Annotated in this window: 19 protein-coding genes, 1 tRNA gene and 1 pseudogene; 9 read left to right on the top strand and 12 right to left on the bottom strand. The window is 68.8% G+C overall.

The genetic code is table 11. The features are described from left to right. The first annotated feature begins 26 nt into the window (after positions 1-26). Positions 27-581, top strand: coding sequence for a dihydrofolate reductase family protein (locus C8E83_RS01940; protein ID WP_121368179.1), 555 nt, complete (start codon positions 27-29; stop codon positions 579-581). Positions 582-636: 55 nt separating this feature from the next. Further along, positions 637-1,110: a hypothetical protein gene (locus C8E83_RS01935; RefSeq protein ID WP_121368178.1), complete on the top strand. Its 474-nt coding sequence runs from the start codon at positions 637-639 to the stop codon at positions 1,108-1,110. Positions 1,111-1,208: 98 nt separating this feature from the next. On the opposite strand, the gene C8E83_RS01930 is transcribed toward C8E83_RS01935, so the two are convergent. Next, positions 1,209-1,577 (bottom strand): nuclear transport factor 2 family protein, encoded by a 369-nt coding sequence (locus C8E83_RS01930; RefSeq protein WP_121368177.1) that lies wholly within the window; start codon positions 1,575-1,577, stop codon positions 1,209-1,211. 191 nt (positions 1,578-1,768) lie between these two features. On the opposite strand from C8E83_RS01930, the gene C8E83_RS01925 reads away from it, so the two are divergent. Then, a complete protein-coding gene (locus tag C8E83_RS01925) occupies positions 1,769-3,115 on the top strand; it encodes an LLM class flavin-dependent oxidoreductase (protein ID WP_121368176.1) in 1,347 nt (448 codons plus the stop codon). Here C8E83_RS01925 and C8E83_RS01920 read toward each other — a convergent pair. The 3 genes and pseudogenes from C8E83_RS01920 to C8E83_RS01910 form a co-directional block, all read right to left on the bottom strand. Then, complete coding sequence (locus C8E83_RS01920) at positions 3,073-4,797, bottom strand: FAD-dependent oxidoreductase (protein WP_121368175.1); 1,725 nt, start codon at positions 4,795-4,797, stop codon at positions 3,073-3,075. The two genes, C8E83_RS01925 and C8E83_RS01920, sit on opposite strands and share 43 nt — an antisense overlap. Then, on the bottom strand, positions 4,784-6,334 hold the full coding sequence (locus C8E83_RS01915) for an ABC transporter substrate-binding protein (RefSeq protein WP_121368174.1): 1,551 nt from the start codon (positions 6,332-6,334) through the stop codon (positions 4,784-4,786). The genes C8E83_RS01920 and C8E83_RS01915 overlap by 14 nt, the downstream gene beginning before the upstream one ends. A gap of 179 nt (positions 6,335-6,513) precedes the next feature. Then, positions 6,514-6,723: pseudogene (locus C8E83_RS01910) on the bottom strand (cobalt transporter); the annotation flags it as partial. A gap of 462 nt (positions 6,724-7,185) precedes the next feature. Here C8E83_RS01910 and C8E83_RS01905 point away from each other — a divergent pair. After that, positions 7,186-8,091, top strand: coding sequence for an alpha/beta fold hydrolase (locus C8E83_RS01905; RefSeq protein ID WP_121368173.1), 906 nt, complete (start codon positions 7,186-7,188; stop codon positions 8,089-8,091). 18 nt (positions 8,092-8,109) lie between these two features. Here C8E83_RS01905 and C8E83_RS01900 read toward each other — a convergent pair whose 3' ends face one another. From C8E83_RS01900 to C8E83_RS01880, 5 genes are all read right to left on the bottom strand, one after another. After that, on the bottom strand, positions 8,110-8,553 hold the full coding sequence (locus C8E83_RS01900) for an SRPBCC family protein (protein ID WP_121368172.1): 444 nt from the start codon (positions 8,551-8,553) through the stop codon (positions 8,110-8,112). Between the two features lie 49 nt (positions 8,554-8,602). Then, positions 8,603-10,054 (bottom strand): phytoene desaturase family protein, encoded by a 1,452-nt coding sequence (locus tag C8E83_RS01895; protein ID WP_121368171.1) that lies wholly within the window; start codon positions 10,052-10,054, stop codon positions 8,603-8,605. After that, on the bottom strand, positions 10,051-11,052 hold the full coding sequence (locus C8E83_RS01890; RefSeq protein WP_121368170.1) for an SDR family oxidoreductase: 1,002 nt from the start codon (positions 11,050-11,052) through the stop codon (positions 10,051-10,053). The genes C8E83_RS01895 and C8E83_RS01890 overlap by 4 nt, the downstream gene beginning before the upstream one ends. Positions 11,053-11,315: 263 nt before the next feature. Continuing rightward, positions 11,316-12,152 (bottom strand): alpha/beta fold hydrolase, encoded by an 837-nt coding sequence (locus C8E83_RS01885; RefSeq protein ID WP_121368169.1) that lies wholly within the window; start codon positions 12,150-12,152, stop codon positions 11,316-11,318. Between the two features lie 123 nt (positions 12,153-12,275). After that, positions 12,276-12,788, bottom strand: a complete 513-nt coding sequence (locus C8E83_RS01880) for a DUF892 family protein (RefSeq protein ID WP_121368168.1) — start codon at positions 12,786-12,788, stop codon at positions 12,276-12,278. 202 nt (positions 12,789-12,990) lie between these two features. Here C8E83_RS01880 and C8E83_RS01875 point away from each other — a divergent pair, with 202 nt between their 5' ends. From C8E83_RS01875 to C8E83_RS01865, 3 genes are all read left to right on the top strand, one after another. Beyond that, complete coding sequence (locus C8E83_RS01875; protein WP_245981352.1) at positions 12,991-13,776, top strand: hypothetical protein; 786 nt, start codon at positions 12,991-12,993, stop codon at positions 13,774-13,776. A 61-nt stretch (positions 13,777-13,837) separates the two neighbouring features. Beyond that, complete coding sequence (locus tag C8E83_RS01870) at positions 13,838-14,125, top strand: DUF3072 domain-containing protein (RefSeq protein WP_121368167.1); 288 nt, start codon at positions 13,838-13,840, stop codon at positions 14,123-14,125. A 34-nt stretch (positions 14,126-14,159) separates the two neighbouring features. Beyond that, positions 14,160-14,606, top strand: coding sequence for a hypothetical protein (locus tag C8E83_RS01865; RefSeq protein WP_121368166.1), 447 nt, complete (start codon positions 14,160-14,162; stop codon positions 14,604-14,606). On the opposite strand, the gene C8E83_RS01860 is transcribed toward C8E83_RS01865, so the two are convergent. Both C8E83_RS01860 and C8E83_RS01855 read right to left on the bottom strand, forming a co-directional pair. Then, positions 14,603-14,935 carry a DUF7882 family protein gene (locus C8E83_RS01860; RefSeq protein ID WP_147430049.1) on the bottom strand — a complete coding sequence of 111 codons (333 nt, stop codon included), beginning with the start codon at positions 14,933-14,935 and terminating at the stop codon, positions 14,603-14,605. The genes C8E83_RS01865 and C8E83_RS01860 overlap by 4 nt on opposite strands. Positions 14,936-15,365: 430 nt before the next feature. Continuing rightward, a tRNA-Lys gene (locus tag C8E83_RS01855) sits at positions 15,366-15,438 on the bottom strand. 103 nt (positions 15,439-15,541) lie between these two features. Between C8E83_RS01855 and bcp the strand changes: the two genes are divergently transcribed. Further along, complete coding sequence (gene bcp, locus C8E83_RS01850; RefSeq protein ID WP_121368164.1) at positions 15,542-16,015, top strand: thioredoxin-dependent thiol peroxidase; 474 nt, start codon at positions 15,542-15,544, stop codon at positions 16,013-16,015. 369 nt (positions 16,016-16,384) lie between these two features. Here the strand turns inward: bcp and C8E83_RS01845 are convergent, their stop codons facing one another. Beyond that, on the bottom strand, positions 16,385-16,822 hold the full coding sequence (locus tag C8E83_RS01845) for a hypothetical protein (RefSeq protein WP_245981351.1): 438 nt from the start codon (positions 16,820-16,822) through the stop codon (positions 16,385-16,387). A 191-nt stretch (positions 16,823-17,013) separates the two neighbouring features. Here C8E83_RS01845 and C8E83_RS01840 point away from each other — a divergent pair, with 191 nt between their 5' ends. Next, positions 17,014-17,262, top strand: a complete 249-nt coding sequence (locus C8E83_RS01840) for a WhiB family transcriptional regulator (RefSeq protein WP_055959328.1) — start codon at positions 17,014-17,016, stop codon at positions 17,260-17,262. The last annotated feature ends 199 nt before the right edge of the window (positions 17,263-17,461 follow it).

Raw genomic sequence — 17,461 nt, 5'->3', positions numbered from 1 at the left:
CCCTTGGCCCCGCATAGTCTCGGGGCATGGGACGCATTCTGTTCGACACGGCGACCACGCTGAACGGCTTTCTGGCCGACGAGGAGAACTCGCTGGCGTGGCTGTTCGAGGTCGACCTCGAAGGCCTGCCCGACGACGGTCTCGTGCCGGTCGGAGCCGGCGTGCTCGTCGAAGGCTCGACGACCTACGAGTGGGTGCTCGACCATGAGAACCTGCTCGACGAGCCTGCGCGGTGGCAGGAGTTCTACGGCGACAAGCCCACGTTCGTCTTCACCTCGCGTCGGCTTCCCGTGCCGGAGAGGGCCGACGTGCGGTTCGTCTCGGGTCCCGTCGCGGATCACCTGGCGGCGATCCGCGAGGCTGCGGGCGACGCCGACGTCTGGGTCGTGGGCGGCGGCGACCTCGCCGGCCAGTTCGCCGACATCGGCGCGCTCGACGAGATCCGGCTGACCGTGGCGCCGGTGACGCTCGCCGGCGGGGCGCCGCTGCTGCCGCGACGCCTCGGGACCGATCGCCTGCACCTGAAGTCGGCCGAGGCGCACGGCCGGTTCGCGCGGCTCGTCTACGAGGTCACGGCCTGATCCGGCGTGGACCGTCGCCGCAGGGCGTGCCCTCGGGTCGGAATAGGGTGCTCCTATGGCAGCAGAGCGAACCAGGTTTCCCGACGGCACTCCCGCTCGCTTCACGATCGTCCCCGACGACTACCACGTGCCGTTCGCCGGCACGACAGGCGACGGCCGCCGCTTCTTCGCCAGTGACGAGCTGTTCGAGTCGAGCCTCGACGGGAGCAGGTCGTTCGTCGCCGTCTTCTTCTGGACCGCCGATGGCAGCTTCGACTCCATCGACGTGAGAGACGCCGAGAGGCCTGACGGAGCTCCACCCGCCCAAGGCCTGCCGACGCAATCCGAGGGCGTTCTCGACGAGATGCTTCTCGCGCTCGGCGACTACGTTCTCGAGCCGATCGAGGTCGAGCCCTTCTCCGAGCAGGTGCGCGACGTCACGTTCGGGTTCGTTCCGACCGCCTTCGACGGCGTGGTCTCGATCACGGTGCAGCCCGGCGACTTCATCGCCTACTACGAGCCGTGGGACGGCGAGGAGTACGACACCTGAGCCCTGGCAGACCGACTAACCAGAGTGGTGAATCCGGGTGCGACCGCGATCAGATTGTCACTCAAGATCCTGGGGATACTGATGCTGACGGCCCCATCTCAGCCGCGGTCGACCGGCCCCGGCCGGATGGCCCACTCGACGAAGGACGTCGCCCGCCCGTCGGGCGCGAGCCGCAGCACCCAGAGGTTCGCCCAGGTGTGACCGTTCGAATAGTCGGTACGGCCTTGAACGACCGCGACCGTGCCGTCCGTCACGAGCGGAGCGCCTTCGAAGGTCCACGTTCCTGGATCGTCGTGGTACTGCACCCAGCCGGCGACGATGGCATCCGCGCCGACCCAGGGCTCGGGATCGAGCGGGCTGCCGGAGTAGGTGGCGTCATCCGTGAACAACGCGCGGATGTCGGCCTCGGCGTTCGACTTCCACGCGACGAGGTACCTGTCGAGCCAGTCCTGAACGATGTCTGTCATGCGCCCCATCGTGCTCCGAGCCTGCTCAGCTGTGCCAGATCGGTCGACTCCCGCGCCCTCGCAAAGAGGGCGGGGTTCGTGACGAAGCATGACTGCTCGTGACCGATTGCGTCACGACCAGACGTGATCGTTTGACCGCGGTCGGGGCTCCGGCGATGCTGAGGGAAGAACCGGCTTCGAAAGGATCTCGCATGGGCAGGCAGCTTCACATCGGCGCGGCGTACCACGGTGTCGGCGGACCCGGCCAGTACTCGCTCTGGCAGAACCCCGAGCTCGAGCCCGACGCCGGTCTGCGCGTCGAGAAGTACGTCGAGTGGGCCCGCATCGCCGAAGACGCGAAGCTCGACTTCTTCTTCATCGCCGACAGCACGTACATCACCAACGACTCGCCGCCGCACTACCTCGCGCGACTCGAACCCCTCACCCTGCTGAGCGCCGTCGCCATGGTGACCTCGCGGATCGGACTCGTCGGCACGGTCTCGTCGTCGTACAACTCGCCGTTCAACGTCGCCCGCCGCTTCGCCTCGCTCGACCTCATCAGCCACGGCCGCGCCGGCTGGAACGTCGTCACCACGCAGGATGAGGGCACGGCCGGCAACTACGGCCGCAAGCAGCACTACGACTACGCCGAGCGCTACGGCCGGGCGCACGAGATCGTCGGGGTGGTGCAGGAGCTGTGGGACTCGTACGAAGACGACGCGTTCCCTTACGACCGCGAGACCGGGCAGTTCGTCGACCACTCGAAACGGCACGAGGTCGACCACCACGGCGAGCACTTCGACGTCGAGGGCGCGCTCAACATCACTCGCTCGAGGCAGGGGCAGCCGGTGATCTTCCAGGCCGGCAACTCACCGGAGGGCCGAGATCTCGGAGCCGAGACCGCCGAGGCCATCTTCACGTTCGCCCCGAACCTGGAGGCGGCGAAGGCGTTCTACACCGACATCAAGACACGGGCTGTGGCGGCGGGGCGTCGTGCGGACGACATCCTGATCCTGCCCGGTATCAACCCGATCATCGCCGACACGGTCGGCGAGGCACGGGCTCGGGAGCAGGCCATCGCCGACGAGAAGCCGTTCGACCGCCGCCTCGCCGCCTTCAGCCGATCGTTCGGCTGGCACGACTTCACGCAGTACGACTACGACGCGCCGTTCCCCGACCTGGGCGAGCTCGGCGACCGCAGCGGACGCACGCAGTCGAGCGCGATCAAGCGGCACGCCGCCGAAAACGGCCTGACGCTTCGCGAGACGGTGCTGCACTTCACGGCCGCTCCCCCGTCGCCGTTCGTCGGCACGGCCGAGACGATCGCCGACACGCTCGAGCTCTGGCTGGCCGAGGGCGGCCTCGACGGCGTCATCCTGCTGCAGAACCTGCCGAGCGACTTCCACCGCTTCGCCGACGAGGTGGTGCCCCTGCTGCAGGAGCGCGGCATCTTCCGCACCGAGTACGAGGCCGACACCCTGCGTGGCAACCTCGGACTCGACGTGCCGGCGAACCGCTACACGGCGGCAGCAGCGACCGCGACGGTCACGCGCCCGTAGGTCTGGTCGAGCACGGCGGCAGGATCCGGCGATCCCTCCCCGTTCCCCCGCCAGGCCACGTGATGGTCCGGCCGCACGAGAGCGAAGTCCGCGCCGTAGGCGTGACGTGCGTCGCTCTCGTCGAGGTAGACGACGTCGAGGCCGATTCCGCGCTCCCTGGCTGCCGCGTGGAACGGCTCGACGAGCGACGTGTCGCGGCCGAGCACGAGCAGCGCGGTGTCCGAGCCGATGCGGTTGTAGAGCGTGTCGCCGTACGGGTCGATGTTGCCGTTCGGGGCGCGGTGCGCGGGCCTACCCTCCGGCAGGTACCGGTTCGGGTGCCATTCCGGGTCGGACTCGAGTTGACCCTCGTCGTACCAGATCACACCCGACGAGTCGTAGCGCTCGTCGAGGTCGACGCCGATCGCCGGACCGTCGTGGTTCGCGATGATCGCGCCGATCGACGCGCGGCGCCCGTCGGCCTCGGCGCTGAGGTCCGCGTCGTCGGGCACGCCGACCTCGCGCACCCTCGCCCAGCGGTCGTCGGCCGCGATGCTCGAGGCGAGCGCGTGCGCCGAGACTCTGCCGTCGTGCCGGTGTCGCTCGTCGTGGTACGAGCGCAGGAGCTCGTCACCACCCGTGCCCCTGAGGACGGCCGCGAGCTTCCAGCCGAGGTTGAAGACGTCGCCGAAGCCCTGCCCGAGGTTGCCGCCGGGTGCTCGGACGTGCGCGGCGTCGCCCACGAGCACCACGCGGCCGCGCACGAACTCGTCGGCCAGACGCGTGCTCTTGAAGAACGGCGTGATCGACACGACCTCGAGGTCGATGTCGAAGCCGAACGCCGACCGGCCGGCTGCGAGGAACTCGTCGTCGGTGGGCCGGTGGTCGATCGGGAAGGGCCCGACGTGAATGCGCCAGTCCGTCGCGTCGATCGCCGCGAGGAACCCGGTGTAGCTCTGGTTGAAGATGATGTTCGTGGCGCTCGGATACGGGCGGAGCCTCTCCGGCAGAGCGCCTTTCACGCGCACGACGACGCGGAAGTGCCGGGAGGTCGCGTACTCCCCCGAGCGAGTGATGCCCGCGAGGCTGCGCACGGTCGAACGGCTGCCGTCCGCCCCGATCACGTACCGCGACCGGATCGCATGATCCTGTCCCGTCGACTCGTCCTGCACCGTGGTGACGACCCCGTCGCCGTGATCGTCGAGCGCCGTCACCCGCTGCGCACCCGAGACGACGACGCCGCGCGAAGCCAGCTTCTCGAGGAAGACCTTCTGCAGGACCGTCTGCGGGCGCCGGATCGGGTCTTCGAACGAGTGCCGAGTGCCGACCGGCTTCGCGAAGCTGCGTGTCGTGGTGCCCTGCAGCCGGTGCCCGACGAGCGAGGTGAGGAACAGCGTGCCCTGGTTCCACTCCGGCGGGAACGTCCACTCCTCTTTGATCCGATCGACGAGACCCCACCGGCGGAAGAACTCGACCGTGCGCGGCGAATGGCTGAATGCGCCGGCGCGCACCAGAGTGAATTCGCTGGCCTGATCCACAACGGCGACTCGCACTCCGTGCCGATCGAGCTCGATGGCCGTGGCGAGACCCGACGGGCCAGCACCGACCACGAGCACATCGACATCGGCGGGCGGACGCTGAGCCGGAATCGGCACGACGTCGATCCGGCGGCCATCGGCGTGCGACGTGTCAGTTGCTCCCACCGATCGTCACCCCCGTCCACGTGATCTTGGCCGGGATCTTCGGGATGCTCGAGACCGCCTTCGTCTTCACGAAGAGGTTCGGCACCGTGTCGGTGAAGATCAGGCCCGTGGTCGCCATGCCGGCCGCCGTCGCCGCCTGGATGTTCTTCTGGTAGTCGGGCGACGTCAGCGGAGTCGCCAGAGCCTTGCTGATGGCGGCGTCATAGGCCGCACCGCCGTCCTTGCCGCTGAGGTTCAGCGCGCCTGCGGCACCGAAGTGCGCCTGGAGCGTCTGGACCGGCGAGTCGCGGCCGGTGGTGCCGTAGGTCGAGATCGGCAGCTTCTTGGCGAAGAACGACGTCGCCCAGTTCGCGTCGACCTTCAGGGTCACGTCGATGCCCACGGCTTTCAACTGGGCCTGCAGGAGCTCGTTCTCGGCCGTCGTCGACGTCGAGCTGACCGTCATCGTCACCGCGAAGCCGTTCGGATACCCCGCCTCGGCCAGCAGCGCCTTCGCCTTGCTCACGCTGAACGGGTGAGCGTCGGCCGACGTCGGGTCGTAGGCGATGTAGCCCTTCGGGAACGGCTCGTACGCCGCCGTCCCGTAGCCGAAGTCCGCCTGGTCGACGATCTGCTCGCGGTTCACCGCGTACTGCACCGCCTCGAGCACCTTCGGGTTGTTGAACGGCGCGATCGTCGTGTTCACGCTCAGGTTGTTGGCGTTGAACCCGGGCTGTTGCACGACGTCCAGGCCGGCGGCCTTCGCGGACTTCGCCTGGCTCGTCGCCAGGTCGGCGAAGTCGTAGACACCCGACTGCAGGCCGGTGACGACCTGCGTCGGATCGATGCCGAACGACACGGTGACATTCGTGATGTGGATGTTCTTCGCATCCCAGTAGTTCGGGTTCTTCACCAGCACGGCCTTCGAGCCGGGCACGACCGTGACGGCCTTGAACGGGCCCGCGCCCTCCGGCTTCTGCGCGAGCTGAGCCGTCGTGTACTTCGGGTTCGTGATCTGACCGACGCGCTCGGCCACGACCAGCGGGATCTGATAGTCGGGCTGACTCAGGTTCATCACGACACTGGTGGCGTCGGGGGTGTCGATCGACTTGATCACCGAGATGCCCTCGCCGACCAGCGCCGACGTCTTCTGCGTCTGGGCGCGCACGAAGTAGTCCTTGACCGCGGTCGAGTCGAGCGCCGTCCCGTCGGAGAACTTGAGGCCCGACCGCAGGGTGAACGTCACCTGCGTGCCGTCGGAGTTGTACTTCCAGCTCTTCGCGAGCGCCGGCTCCGCCTCACCCTGCTCGTTCGTCGTCGTGAGCGACGCATAGGCCAGAGACGTCACGCGGAAGGAGGCTCCCGAGCCGTTCACCACGGGGTCCCAACTCGTCGGAGGGTATGCCGACGCCCAGTCCAGCGTCTCGCTGCCGGAGCTCGTGCCCTCGCTGGCCCCGGATGCGGCCGTGCAGCCGGTCAGGGCGATCGCGAAGGCGACGATTCCGGTGAGCAGCGTCGTGAGACGACGACGGGGGCGGGAGCGATCGGACGGTGACACGGGGCCTCCTTGCGGGTCGGCCGATCGAGACGCTGTGCTGCGGGTGCAGTCGCATCGACCGGAGGAGGCCAGCGTAGGGAGACGCCGAGCACGCCGAACCGACCGTTTCGCCGCGCGACGAAATGTGCCGTCGCAAGACGTTTCTCGTCATGAATCGCAACGGTGACGCGCGCTGACGCCGCCTCGATGCCCTCGCGCACCGCGAAGTACACGATGACGAGTGCGGCGACGGGGTCGGCCCACCACCACCCGGCGAGCGTGTTCAGCAGCAGGCCGAGCAGCACCGAGGCCGACAGGTAGGTGCAGATCAGCGTCTGCTTCGAGTCGGCGATCGCCGTGGCCGAACCGAGGGCGACCCCGATCCTGCGCTCGATCAGAGACATCCCCGGCCTAGCGCGACCACCCCGGCCTGACCTGCCGGGCGTACAAAGCAGAAGCGCGGAAACCCGTCAGGGTTCCCGCGCTTTCGTGTGTTCGGGGTACAACTGTCAGGCCGCGGGCGCAGTTCGCCGTGACCGGAGGGATTCTCCACCGGGGTGCCGTCGGGCTCCGTACCGGTGTCAGGATCGACGTCCGGTGCCGGGTTGCTCGCGGGCTTGGGGTCGCTCATTCGGGTTCACCTCCCGACGTCGTGTCGCTGTCCTGCTGAGGATCCTCGGTGGCGTTCCCGACGCCTTGGCGGCACCTGAATGACGTGCGACAGCAGAGGGCGTTGAGGACCTTCTGGCTGGAGACGCTGAAACACGTTTTCACCGGTTGCGACCGCGCCTTGCGGTCCCGCCGACGATCTTCATCGCACTCCGGGTACAAGCACAGGCAGCACACGCCGATGTCGGCCTACCGTCGTCCGCATGGCCGATCGCATCTTCGCACTCTCTTCCGGCCGCGGCGTCGCATTCTCGGCATCGGGTGACGCTCTGGCGAGGCGACTCGTCGTCTTCTGCCTGCCGACTGGCATGGCGGGGGCGTTCGATCCCGACCCCCTGATCACCGATACCTGGGGTGTCAGGCTCATCACCCTCGACCGGCCCGGCTACGGGTCGTCCGCCGTGCTGCCGCTCGGCGAGGCGCCGTCGATCGACGGACGCACCGACGACGTCGCCGAGTACATCCAGACCGCCGAGACCGTGGCCGACGAGGTCAGCAAGGCCGACTTCGGCAAGATCGGCGTGATCGGCTGGGGCGCGGGCGCTGAATTCGCCGCGGCCCTCGCCGCTCGTCACCCCGAGCTGGTCGATCGGCTCGCCCTCGTGGCACCGCGTGCCCCACACCACGCCGGCCGCGACGAACGTCACTCCGGTCTCGTCGAGGCGCTCCGCGCGCGACCCGGCCACTCCGTCGAAGCCGTCGCCACGGAGATCGCCGACACCGGATGGGCAGACCTGTCTTCAGTGGGCATCGCCGACGACGACCCCGCCTACGACACCAACGCCGGTCTTCGCCATCGCCTCGAGCGATCGGTCGCCGAGGCGGCTACGCAGGGATCCCTCGGCGTCGCAGGCGACCTCATCGCCTTCCGGGACTCCTCCTGGCACTCGGGCGTCGGTGACGTCACCGCCGACACGCTGATCGTGACCGGCGCGACCGACGACTCCGTCGACGAGAAGCAGGCTCGCTGGTACGGCTCGCGGATCGCAGGAGCCGAGATGGTCTCCGTACCCGAAGCGGGTCACCTCGTCATCGCCACCGAATGGGACCGCATCCTTCGTCACGTCGCCCCGAAGCACGGCGGCCTCCCGCCGGAGATCAGACAGTAGACCGGGCCCACTTCGCCACTAGCCGTGCGCCGCACCGCCTTCGGCGAGCCACGCCAGCCGCTGCAGCGCCTCTTTGTTGCGGATCTTGATGGCCGCCGCCATCAGGGGCTCGGGCACGAGCACGCCCGGCCCGGACGACGCGTACTCGTCCATGCGCACGACGCACCCGCTGCCTCGAGGCTGAGCGTCGATGATCACGTGCGCCTCTCCGATCGGCCAGCCGCGCGCGATGAACTCCGCGTGGCGGGGCGCATCCCAGGTGACGATCGACGTCGTGTCGTCGATGACGACCGGCCACACGCCGAACGAGTGATGGATGCGAGAGTCGGGCGCCGGCCACGAGTCCTCCACCTCGCGGATGCGAGACGCTCCGACCACCCAGCTGGGGAACAGCCAGCCGTCGGCGAGGACGGCGAAGACCGCCTCGGGTGAGGCCTCGATATAGCGGTGGCGGACGGCCATGACGGTGCCTCTCAGTGGATGCGGGTGTTGCTGGTGATGAAAGTGGAGATCAGGAGTCGATGCCGAGGTGCGGCAACTCGGTGATGCCGAACTCGTGTCGGAGGGCGCTGCGGGCGGCGTACGCCCCGCCGAGCCCGTGCACGCTCGGCCCGGGCGGCGTCGACGACGACCCCAGATAGACGCCCTTGATCGGGGTGCGCCACGGGTCGGTGTCGACCACCGGTCGGGCGATGAGCTGCTTCACGCTCGGTGCCCCCGAGGCGATGTCGCCGCCGATGTAGTTCGGGTCGTAATTCTCGAGGTCTCTCGCCGTGCGGTGCGACGACGCCAGGATCGTGTCGCGGAACCCGGGCGCGTAGCGCTCGATCTGCGAGGCGATCACCTCGGTCTGATCGATGTCGGAGTCGCGGGGCACATGACTGTAGGTCCACAGCACCGCCTTGCCCGCAGGAGCACGCGACTCGTCGACTGCCCCAGGCTGCACGGCGAGCACGAACGGCTCCTCGGCGTGACGCCCCCGCGCGACCTCACGCTCGGCTCTCGCCACCGCCGCCCGGTCTCCGCCGAGGTGGACCGTCGGAGACCGCCGCACCTCGGCGTTCCGCCACGGCACCGGCTCCGACAGGGCGAAGTCGACCTTCGACGCGGCGTTCCCGTAGCGGAACCGGCGGAGAGCCCGCGCGTACCAGGCGGGCCATCGATCGCCGCCGAGGACGGCCAGCGCCCGGGCGGTCACGTCGAGGATCACTGCGCGGGCTCCTGCGACCTCGTCGAGGCTCGTGACCTCGACACCGGTCTCGATCGTGCCGCCGTGTGCGCGGATGTCGTCGGCCATCGCGTCGACGATCGACTGGCTGCCACCCGCGGGCAGCGGCCAGCCGCGAGCGTGCGCGTGAACGGCGAGGGCCAGCCCGGCGGCGGAGGCGGAGAGGCTCGGCAGCGGGCGGATCGCATGCGCCATGACGCCGGCGAGCATCGCGGGAGCCTCGTCGCCGTGCCAGCGCTCGTTCCACCACGGCATGCCCTGGTCGAGCATCGCCAGGCCGAACGCGGCGATCGTCGCCGGGTGGCGAGGCACCTGCAGCAGGGTCGACAGGGAGAACTGCGCGAGCTGGTCGTCGCGGTCGACGAGGCCGCCGAGCAGCGCCTCGTACGAGCGGCCGTCGACGCCGAGGCCGACCACCGTCTGCTGGAGATCGCGGTACGCCAGGCCCGCGCGGCCGTCGTCGAGGGGGTGCGCGTAGCTGAGATCGGGGGGGAGCATGCGGATCCTGCGGTCCAATTCGAAGCGCCGGAAGAATCCCGAGGCCGCGCCCATCGGGTGCACCGCCGAGCACACGTCGTGGCGGAAACCCGGCAGGGTCAGCTCGGCGGTCCGCGCACCACCGCCGATCGTGTCGTTGCGCTCGAGCACTCGCACCGAGAGGCCGGCGCGGGCGAGGATCACGGCGGCGGCGAGCCCATTGGGCCCCGCACCCACCACGACGGCGTCGTCGGTCACCCGCGCCTCCGGAACGCTCCCACCAGCGCGGTCACGCCGGCGGCGGCCGCACCGACCGCGGCGGCGTACGACACGGCGCGATGCTGCGTGTACCAGATCTGCGGGCTCGTCTCCTTCGCCTGGTCGCTGAAGATGCCACGGGCACCGTGGTCTCCGGCCACCGGTTCGTAGAGGTTCGTGGGGAGCATGGGCTCCTTCTTGTCGGGCGCCTGCTGGCCCGAGTAGCCGGTCTTCGCCAGGTACACGTCGAGGAACGGGGCCACGAACCGGTTGCCGAGCACCGTCATGACGGTCGGCTCGCCGATCCAGCTACGACGGCGCGGCTTGTCGGCGACATCGGCGACGGCGCGGGCGCAGGTCTCGGGCTGGAAGATCGTCGGCACCGGCTGCGGGTGGTCGGGCAGCTGCGACTTCACCCAGTTGAACTGGATCGTGTTCATCGCCGGCATGTCGACCTGCGAGATCCGCACGCTGCTCCTGTTGTGGATCAGCTCGGTCGTCACCGACTCGGTGAACCCGGTGATCGCGTGCTTCGACGCGCAGTAGGCGGCCTGCAGCGGGATGCCCCGGTGCGCCAGCGCCGACCCTATCTGGATCACGTGGCCGCGATCGCGCGGCACCATGCGCTTCAGCGCCGCGCGCGTGCCGTTCACGAAGCCGAAGTAGGTGACCTGGGTGGCCCGCTGGAAGTCGTCCGGGTCGGTCGTGAGGAACTCTCCGAAGATGCCGACCATGGCATCGTTCACCCACAGGTCGATCTCGCCCAGCTCCTCCTCGATGCGGGCCGCGGCCGCCTCGACCGCGGCGTTGTCGGCGACGTCGACCGACAGCGGCAGCGCCCGACGCCCCTCGCGCATCACGTCGGCCGCAGCACCCTGCAGGCCGTTCTCCCCACGGGCCAGGATCGCGACATCCCACCCCCGGTGGGCGAGCTCGCGCACGGTGGCGCGGCCGAGACCCGCGGTCCCTCCGGTGACGACGGCGATCCTGGCAGGCATATGACTCCTCGTGATGGGCGGCGGTTGCCGTGACGTCGCTTCACGCTAGGCGCGGGTCGCTGACAGAGCCCGCATCGCTTGTACCCGAGCAGTGGCCTACGACATCCGCGACACCGGTGACCTCGCTGCCCCTATGCCTCCGGCCGTGCCCCTGCGGAGGCGAACTGAGCCTGGTGGTCACAACTGTTCCCATTCGTCGGAGACCGCGTAGTGAGATCACCAAAGGCGCACTGGTCGCTTGGATGCAGGCTCATGACTCTCCGCTATCTGCCGAGGAACTCCAGGACGGCGCGGTTCCATTCCTCGGTGTTGCTGACGGTGACGCCGTGCGGGGCGCCCTTGACGACGTACAGCTCCGACCCGGCGATCGCTGCGTGCGTACGCGCGCCCGAGCCCTCGAGGGGGACGACGCCGTCGCTGTCGCCGTGGATGACCAGGGTCGGCACGGTCACCTTGGCGAGGTCGTCGCGGAAGTCCGTGGTCGCGAACGCTGCCATCGCCTCCAGAGCGGCGACCTTCGACGCCTGCTTCGCCAGGGCGATGGCCTCCTGCCGGTCTTCCTCGGTGACTTTCAGCACCCCGTCGACCGAATAGAACTGGGTGATGAAGTCGTCGTAGAACGCGTCTTCGTCTTTTGTGAGGGCGGCGGTCATCTCGGCGGCCTGCGCCTTCGTCAGCGGGCCGTCGGGGTTTCCGGATCCCTGCATCAGGTAGGGCGGCACACCGGACGCGAACACGACGCTGCGAAGCCGCTCGGTGCCGAATCTGCCGAACCAGCGGGCCACCTCGCCACCGCCCATCGAGAATCCGACCAACGTCACATCGGTCAGGTCGAGAGCCTCGACGATGGCGTGCAGATCGTCGGTGAGGTGGTCGTAGTCGTATCCGGTCTTCGGCTTGTCGCTGCGCCCGAAGCCGCGCCGGTCGTAGGTGACGACCCGATAGCCGGCCTCCACGAACACCGGCACCTGCAGCCTCCACGATTCGCCCGAGAGCGGCCAGCCGTGGATCAAGACGATCGGACGACCGTCTCCGCCGGTGTCGTCGACGTGCAGGTCGGTGTTGCGGAACAGGCCGTGGTGGGCGGTGATCTCGGGCATGATGCTCCAGTTCTGCGTTGCAACCGCAACGTCTGTTCGGTGCTGACGCGCATCGGTTGCGCATCGTGAAAGCGAGAGACGGCGAGGCCGGCGACTCCGACCTCGCCGTCCGCCGGGGTCGAACTAGCTGCCGGCTGCGACCGGGTAGGCGATGCCCTCGGTCGAGATGGTCTTCGCCGCAGCCTTGACCTTGTCCAACGCCGCCTCCTCCTGCTTCAGGTTCTCGGTCAGCAGAGCCGCGACCTCGGACGCGCCGCGAGCCTCGGCGTTCGTGACGAGCACCTCGTACACGGCGATCTCGTAGTGCTCCGTCTCGACGGCACCGGAGAGCAGGATCGCGTCGACGATGCTCGCGTCCGTCTTCTTGATCCCCGCGCTTCCTTCTTTCGCGAGCCCCTTCGTCGTAGGTGAGGGCTGCTCGACGATCTCTTCGCCGAGGAGCTCGAACGATTTCTCGATGTTCGCGATCTGCTGACGCGTTTCGGCGGCGTGCTCGCTGAACAGCTGCTTCAGCTCCGGGCGGGACGTGGTCGCCTCCAACTCCGCCAACATGTCGAGGGTGTCCTTCTCCATGGTGAGAGCGGCGCCGAGCTTGAAGCTGAAGATCTGTTCGGGTGTCTCGAAGTGTTCGAACATGGTGTCCTTCGGGTGAGGTCGTGCAGGTGCGGCGCGATACCGACCTGCTCCCGACTATCCCCTCGGCCAGATATGTCGAGCACAGGTTCACTTGCGATGTGCCCCATCCGGTCGACAGGTCACGCCCCTGCGCGCCCCGCTGGAGTCGAGAGCGGGTGCGCGCCTGTACCCGCTCGGAGCATCGCCGCGGCAGACTGACCTGGTGTCGAGACCGCGGGGTGCCAGTCGGCGCGGCGTCGCGCCCCGCGCCGTCAACGCCAACCGCGGTGCGGCGACCAGCGCGCGCAGGAGCCGCGTCGCGTCGCTCGGACTCCAGCGCCACCGCGACGAGCATCGCCTGCCCGCGATCGTCGCGCTCCTCGTCGCCCTCGCGCTCTACGTCACGCTGCCCAGCACCTTCTTCGCCCCGGTGCGGTACACGGTCGCCGGTGTCGGCCTGCTCCTGCTGATCCCGCTGCTCATCGTCAACCCGCAGCGGCTGCACCGCGAGACGCGGTGGTCGAAATACGTGTCGTCGGGGCAGGCGTTCCTGCTCGCGGCCGCGAACACGGCCGCCCTGGTGCAGCTCGTCGTGCTGCTCGTGACCGGGTCGTCGGGCGACGGGCCGCGGCTCCTGCTCGCGGCCCTCCAGGTCTGGCTCACCGGCATCATCGCGTTCGCGCTCGTCTACTGGGAGCTCGACCGCGGCGGGCCGGTCACCCGGCGGCACGTCGCACGCCGCAACATGCCCGTCGCCGACTTCCGGTTCCCGCAGGACGAAGACGCCGACGCGGTCGAAGAGGTCGCCTCGGGCTCCGCCGACAAGACCGGCTGGGTCGCGTCGTACTTCGACTACTTCTACCTGTCGCTGACCAACTCGATGGCGTTCAGCCCCACGGACACGATGCCCCTCACCACCCGCGCGAAGGCGCTCATGGCGCTGGAGTCGGCCAGCGGGTTCATCCTGCTGGGCCTCGTCATCTCGCGGGCGGTCTCTCTGCTGCACTGATCCCACCGCCCAGGGGTACAAGCGCCGGGCGGGTCGGTCGCTGGAGCGTACGGTGCCGGGCATGACCTACAGCCAGCCTGACCCCGCCGAAGAGACCACCGCCGACGTTCACAGCGATGACGTCCCGACCGGTGAGACGCTCGGCGGGTCCGCACCCGATCCTGCCAATCCGGCGTCGAAGGACCCCGAGGACTGGGTCACTGGCGACGAACCCATCACGGCGGCGCAGAAGAGCTACCTCGACACGCTGGCCCGCGAAGCCGGCGAAGAGCTCCCGGCCGAGATGACCAAGGCCGAGGCGAGCGAGCACATCGAACGACTCCAGCAGAAGACCGGGCGCGGGGCATGACCCTCGGCGTCCGCCGGTCGTAGGGGCAGACGGCTTGTCATCGTCGGACGACCGCCCGGATGAGGCACACACTCGCCCCGCGGGCGTCACCGACGAGACCGTCGAGGCTCTCGGCAAGCTCTCCGAGGCCCTCGAGGTCGTCGAGCAGGCCAGGGGTTTTCTGTACGGATTCCACCGCTTGACGGGCCGCGCCGATCTCGCGCTCGGCGAGGCCGCGGACCTCCTGGATGCGGCAGGGCAGCAGGAGCTGGCGGAACACCTCCGCACCGACGTGATCGGCCGCAACGTGATTCACGGCCGATGGACCTTCCAGGTCGTCGAGGATTACGACGACGGCTATTACGCCACGGTCAGGGACTTCGAGCAGACGGCTCGCGACGACCTGGTCGGCGGCCGCCGCCACCTGTTCGAGGCGGAGATGAAGGAGGAGCGGCGCACGCACGGCCGCCCCCACCACGAAGCCCGGCCGAGCGACGACTAGCCGTCCGTCCCTTCAGTGGGAGAGTCGGTCGGGGCTGGCTCGGGCTCGACGACGACGAATGGCCCCGCGTCGGAGCTGGGGCTTTTCGTCATGTCGGACAGCCACCGGGTGTTGACCGGGCCGGGGTTCGCCGAGTCGAAGTGGAAGGCGACGGGAACGCCGGCCGCGAGCCAGATGCTGGCGCGTCCGCCACCAAGCTGAGCCGCCACGCGCCAGTTCAGGAAGAAGCACTCGTGCCGTTGCAGCTTCGATGCGACGAGGAGTTGCAGATGCAGGAGGGTTCGGTCGTCGAACTCGATCTGCTCCCCGCCGTACACCAGCCGACCCATTCCAGAACCTCACCCGTGGCACGCCCGACCCGCGAGAGCAGGTCCTGTCAGGGTCGAGCACGAGCCGACGACCCCAGACAACCAGTATTCACCGAGCAGGCGCTGTCGGTAAGCGCATTCCCTTGGTGCACCCATCGGGGAGGCTTACGCTGTGGCGGCCGACATCCCCCTGTCGGCGGGGTCCGGGCTCTTCGTATCGAATTGAGCCCGGCCCCATCTGCGCTGGCCGTCGTCCCCGCCCCTCGCGCAACGAGCGAAGCGAAGTTGCGACGCCCCCGCACAAGGCGAGCGAAGCGATGCCGCCCTCCGCGGCGGGAGCAGCACTCCCCCGAGACACTCTCGCCGCACGTCCGCGGAGCGGACCAGACCAACACGAAGGAATCCCCCGGGGAAAAAGCGAAGCTTCAACCACGAGGGATCCAGGATTCCGTGCACCCCCTGGGACTTGAACCCAGAACCCACTGATTAAGAGTCAGTTGCTCTGCCGATTGAGCTAGAGGTGCGTAGTGGCCTTCCCCTGAGGGGCGGGCAACCGAGGAACAACATTAGCATGAGATTCGAGCCCGCCGGACCACCTGGCAAGGGCGTGCATCCTGAAGGAGAACCATGGCCGACCGCCTCGAGAAGGGTGCCGCGGCGCCCGACTTCACCCTGCCCGACGAGACCGGCAAGACGGTGTCGCTGCACGACTTCCGGGGCGAGAAGGTCATCGTGTACTTCTACCCGGCGGCGGGTACTCCGGGGTGCACGACGGAGGCCTGCGACTTCCGCGACAACATCAACTCGCTGAAGTCGGCGGGCTACCAGGTGCTCGGGGTGTCGAAAGACACGACGGCCGATCTGGCGAAGTTCCGCGACGAACAGGGGCTCAACTTCCCGCTGCTGAGCGACCTCGATCTGACGGTGCACCAGGAGTACGCGGCGTACGGCGAGAAGTCGCTGTACGGCAAGACGGTCACGGGCGTGATCCGGTCGACGATCGTCGTCGACGAGGAGGGGCGCGTCGAGCTGCCGCTCTACAACGTGAAGGCCACGGGGCACGTGAGGTCGCTGCGGAAGAAGCTCGGCCTCGACGCGTAGGCGACGACGCGGCGAAGGCTCGGGAGGAACTCGTGTCCTCCCGAGCCTTCGTTTCGTCCGATGCTGCGGCAGGGAGGGCGCAGGATCGGCGAGACTTCCTCCCGCACGCGTGTTCTCGCACGCGTTCTCCTCCCGTGGTGCCGACGCCCCTCGGCGGCTCGCCGGTGGGGAGGAAGAACACCTCGGCGTTCCTCCCGGGTCGGCGAAAGGGGCACGATTTTCCTCCGGCACGGCTGGAAAGCGCCGGACTTCCTCCTGCCGCGAACGAAGTTCCTCCCGAAGTGAAAGGGCGAGGCGCGCCAGGCGACGCGAACGTGCGAGGCGAGCGGGGCGACGAAAGTGCGAGGCGCGCGGGGCGACGGGCGAGCGTCAGCCGCGGGCGCCGGTCACCGCCCGGACGGACGGCAGCATCAGCAGCACGGCCACGACGACGGCCGGCACGACGAGCAGCCAGCCGACGACCGGCGTCGCCGTGAGGCCCTGGAAGCAGCCGATGCCGATGGCGAACTGCAGCACCTGCCAGACGAACGATGCGCCGCGGATCCACGCCCGGCCGCGCAGCGCCCCGGCGACGATGAAGGCCAGCCAGACCGCGGCGACGATGGCCATGACGATCACGGCGATGCCGGCGGCGTACGACGTCGGCCTCGTGGCGAACAGCTCGACCACGAGTCCGATCGTGACGCCGGCGACCGCGAGAAACTCCGCGGTGATCAGCACAATCAGGAGCCAGTACTGCGGCGGTCGGCGACGCGACACCTGTCGCCCGTCGTCGCCCGTCGTCGCTTCCGCTCCCGGTTCTGTCACGCTGTGCGCCTCCCGTTAACCCCTTGATTTGGTCACACCAGTATGCGAGCATATTCGAGGTCGAAGTGACGCGCACATTGCCGTGCGTGCCTCCCACATTCTTTACTTTCCCCCTCAAGAACGTCCCGGTGATTTTCTGTGCCCTCCGCCAGATGCCGCGCGTTCGACGCACGAAAAAGGAGTACCCATAGATGGATTGGCGTGACAAGGCCGCCTGCCTGACCGCGGACCCAGAGCTCTTCTTCCCCGTCGGGAACACGGGCCCCGCCGTCGACCAGATCGACAAGGCGAAGGCGGTGTGCGGCCGCTGCTCCGTCACCGAGACCTGCCTCCAGTACGCCCTCGAGACCTCCCAGGACTCGGGCGTGTGGGGCGGCCTCAGCGAAGACGAGCGCCGCGCCCTCAAGCGCCGCGCCGCTCGCGCCCGCCGCGCCAGCTAGCCAGAGCGCCAGCTAGCCACAGCGCCAGCGGCCGGTACCGCGCCAGAACAACTTCACACGATCACAGCGTTCGCGAGAACGCAGCGCCGGGGGGCGCGTCGCCAGCCGCACATCGGCGGGCGACGCGCCCTTCGTGCGTGGTCGTGCCGCGTGCTCCTGCCCGCCTGAAGCCACGGGTCGCAGGAGCAGCCGAAGCCCG

Source organism: Frondihabitans australicus (assembly GCF_003634555.1).
Taxonomy (GTDB): domain Bacteria; phylum Actinomycetota; class Actinomycetes; order Actinomycetales; family Microbacteriaceae; genus Frondihabitans; species Frondihabitans australicus.
The sequence above is the reverse complement of the archived record's forward strand: the minus strand, read 5'-3'. Positions and strand labels throughout refer to the sequence as shown.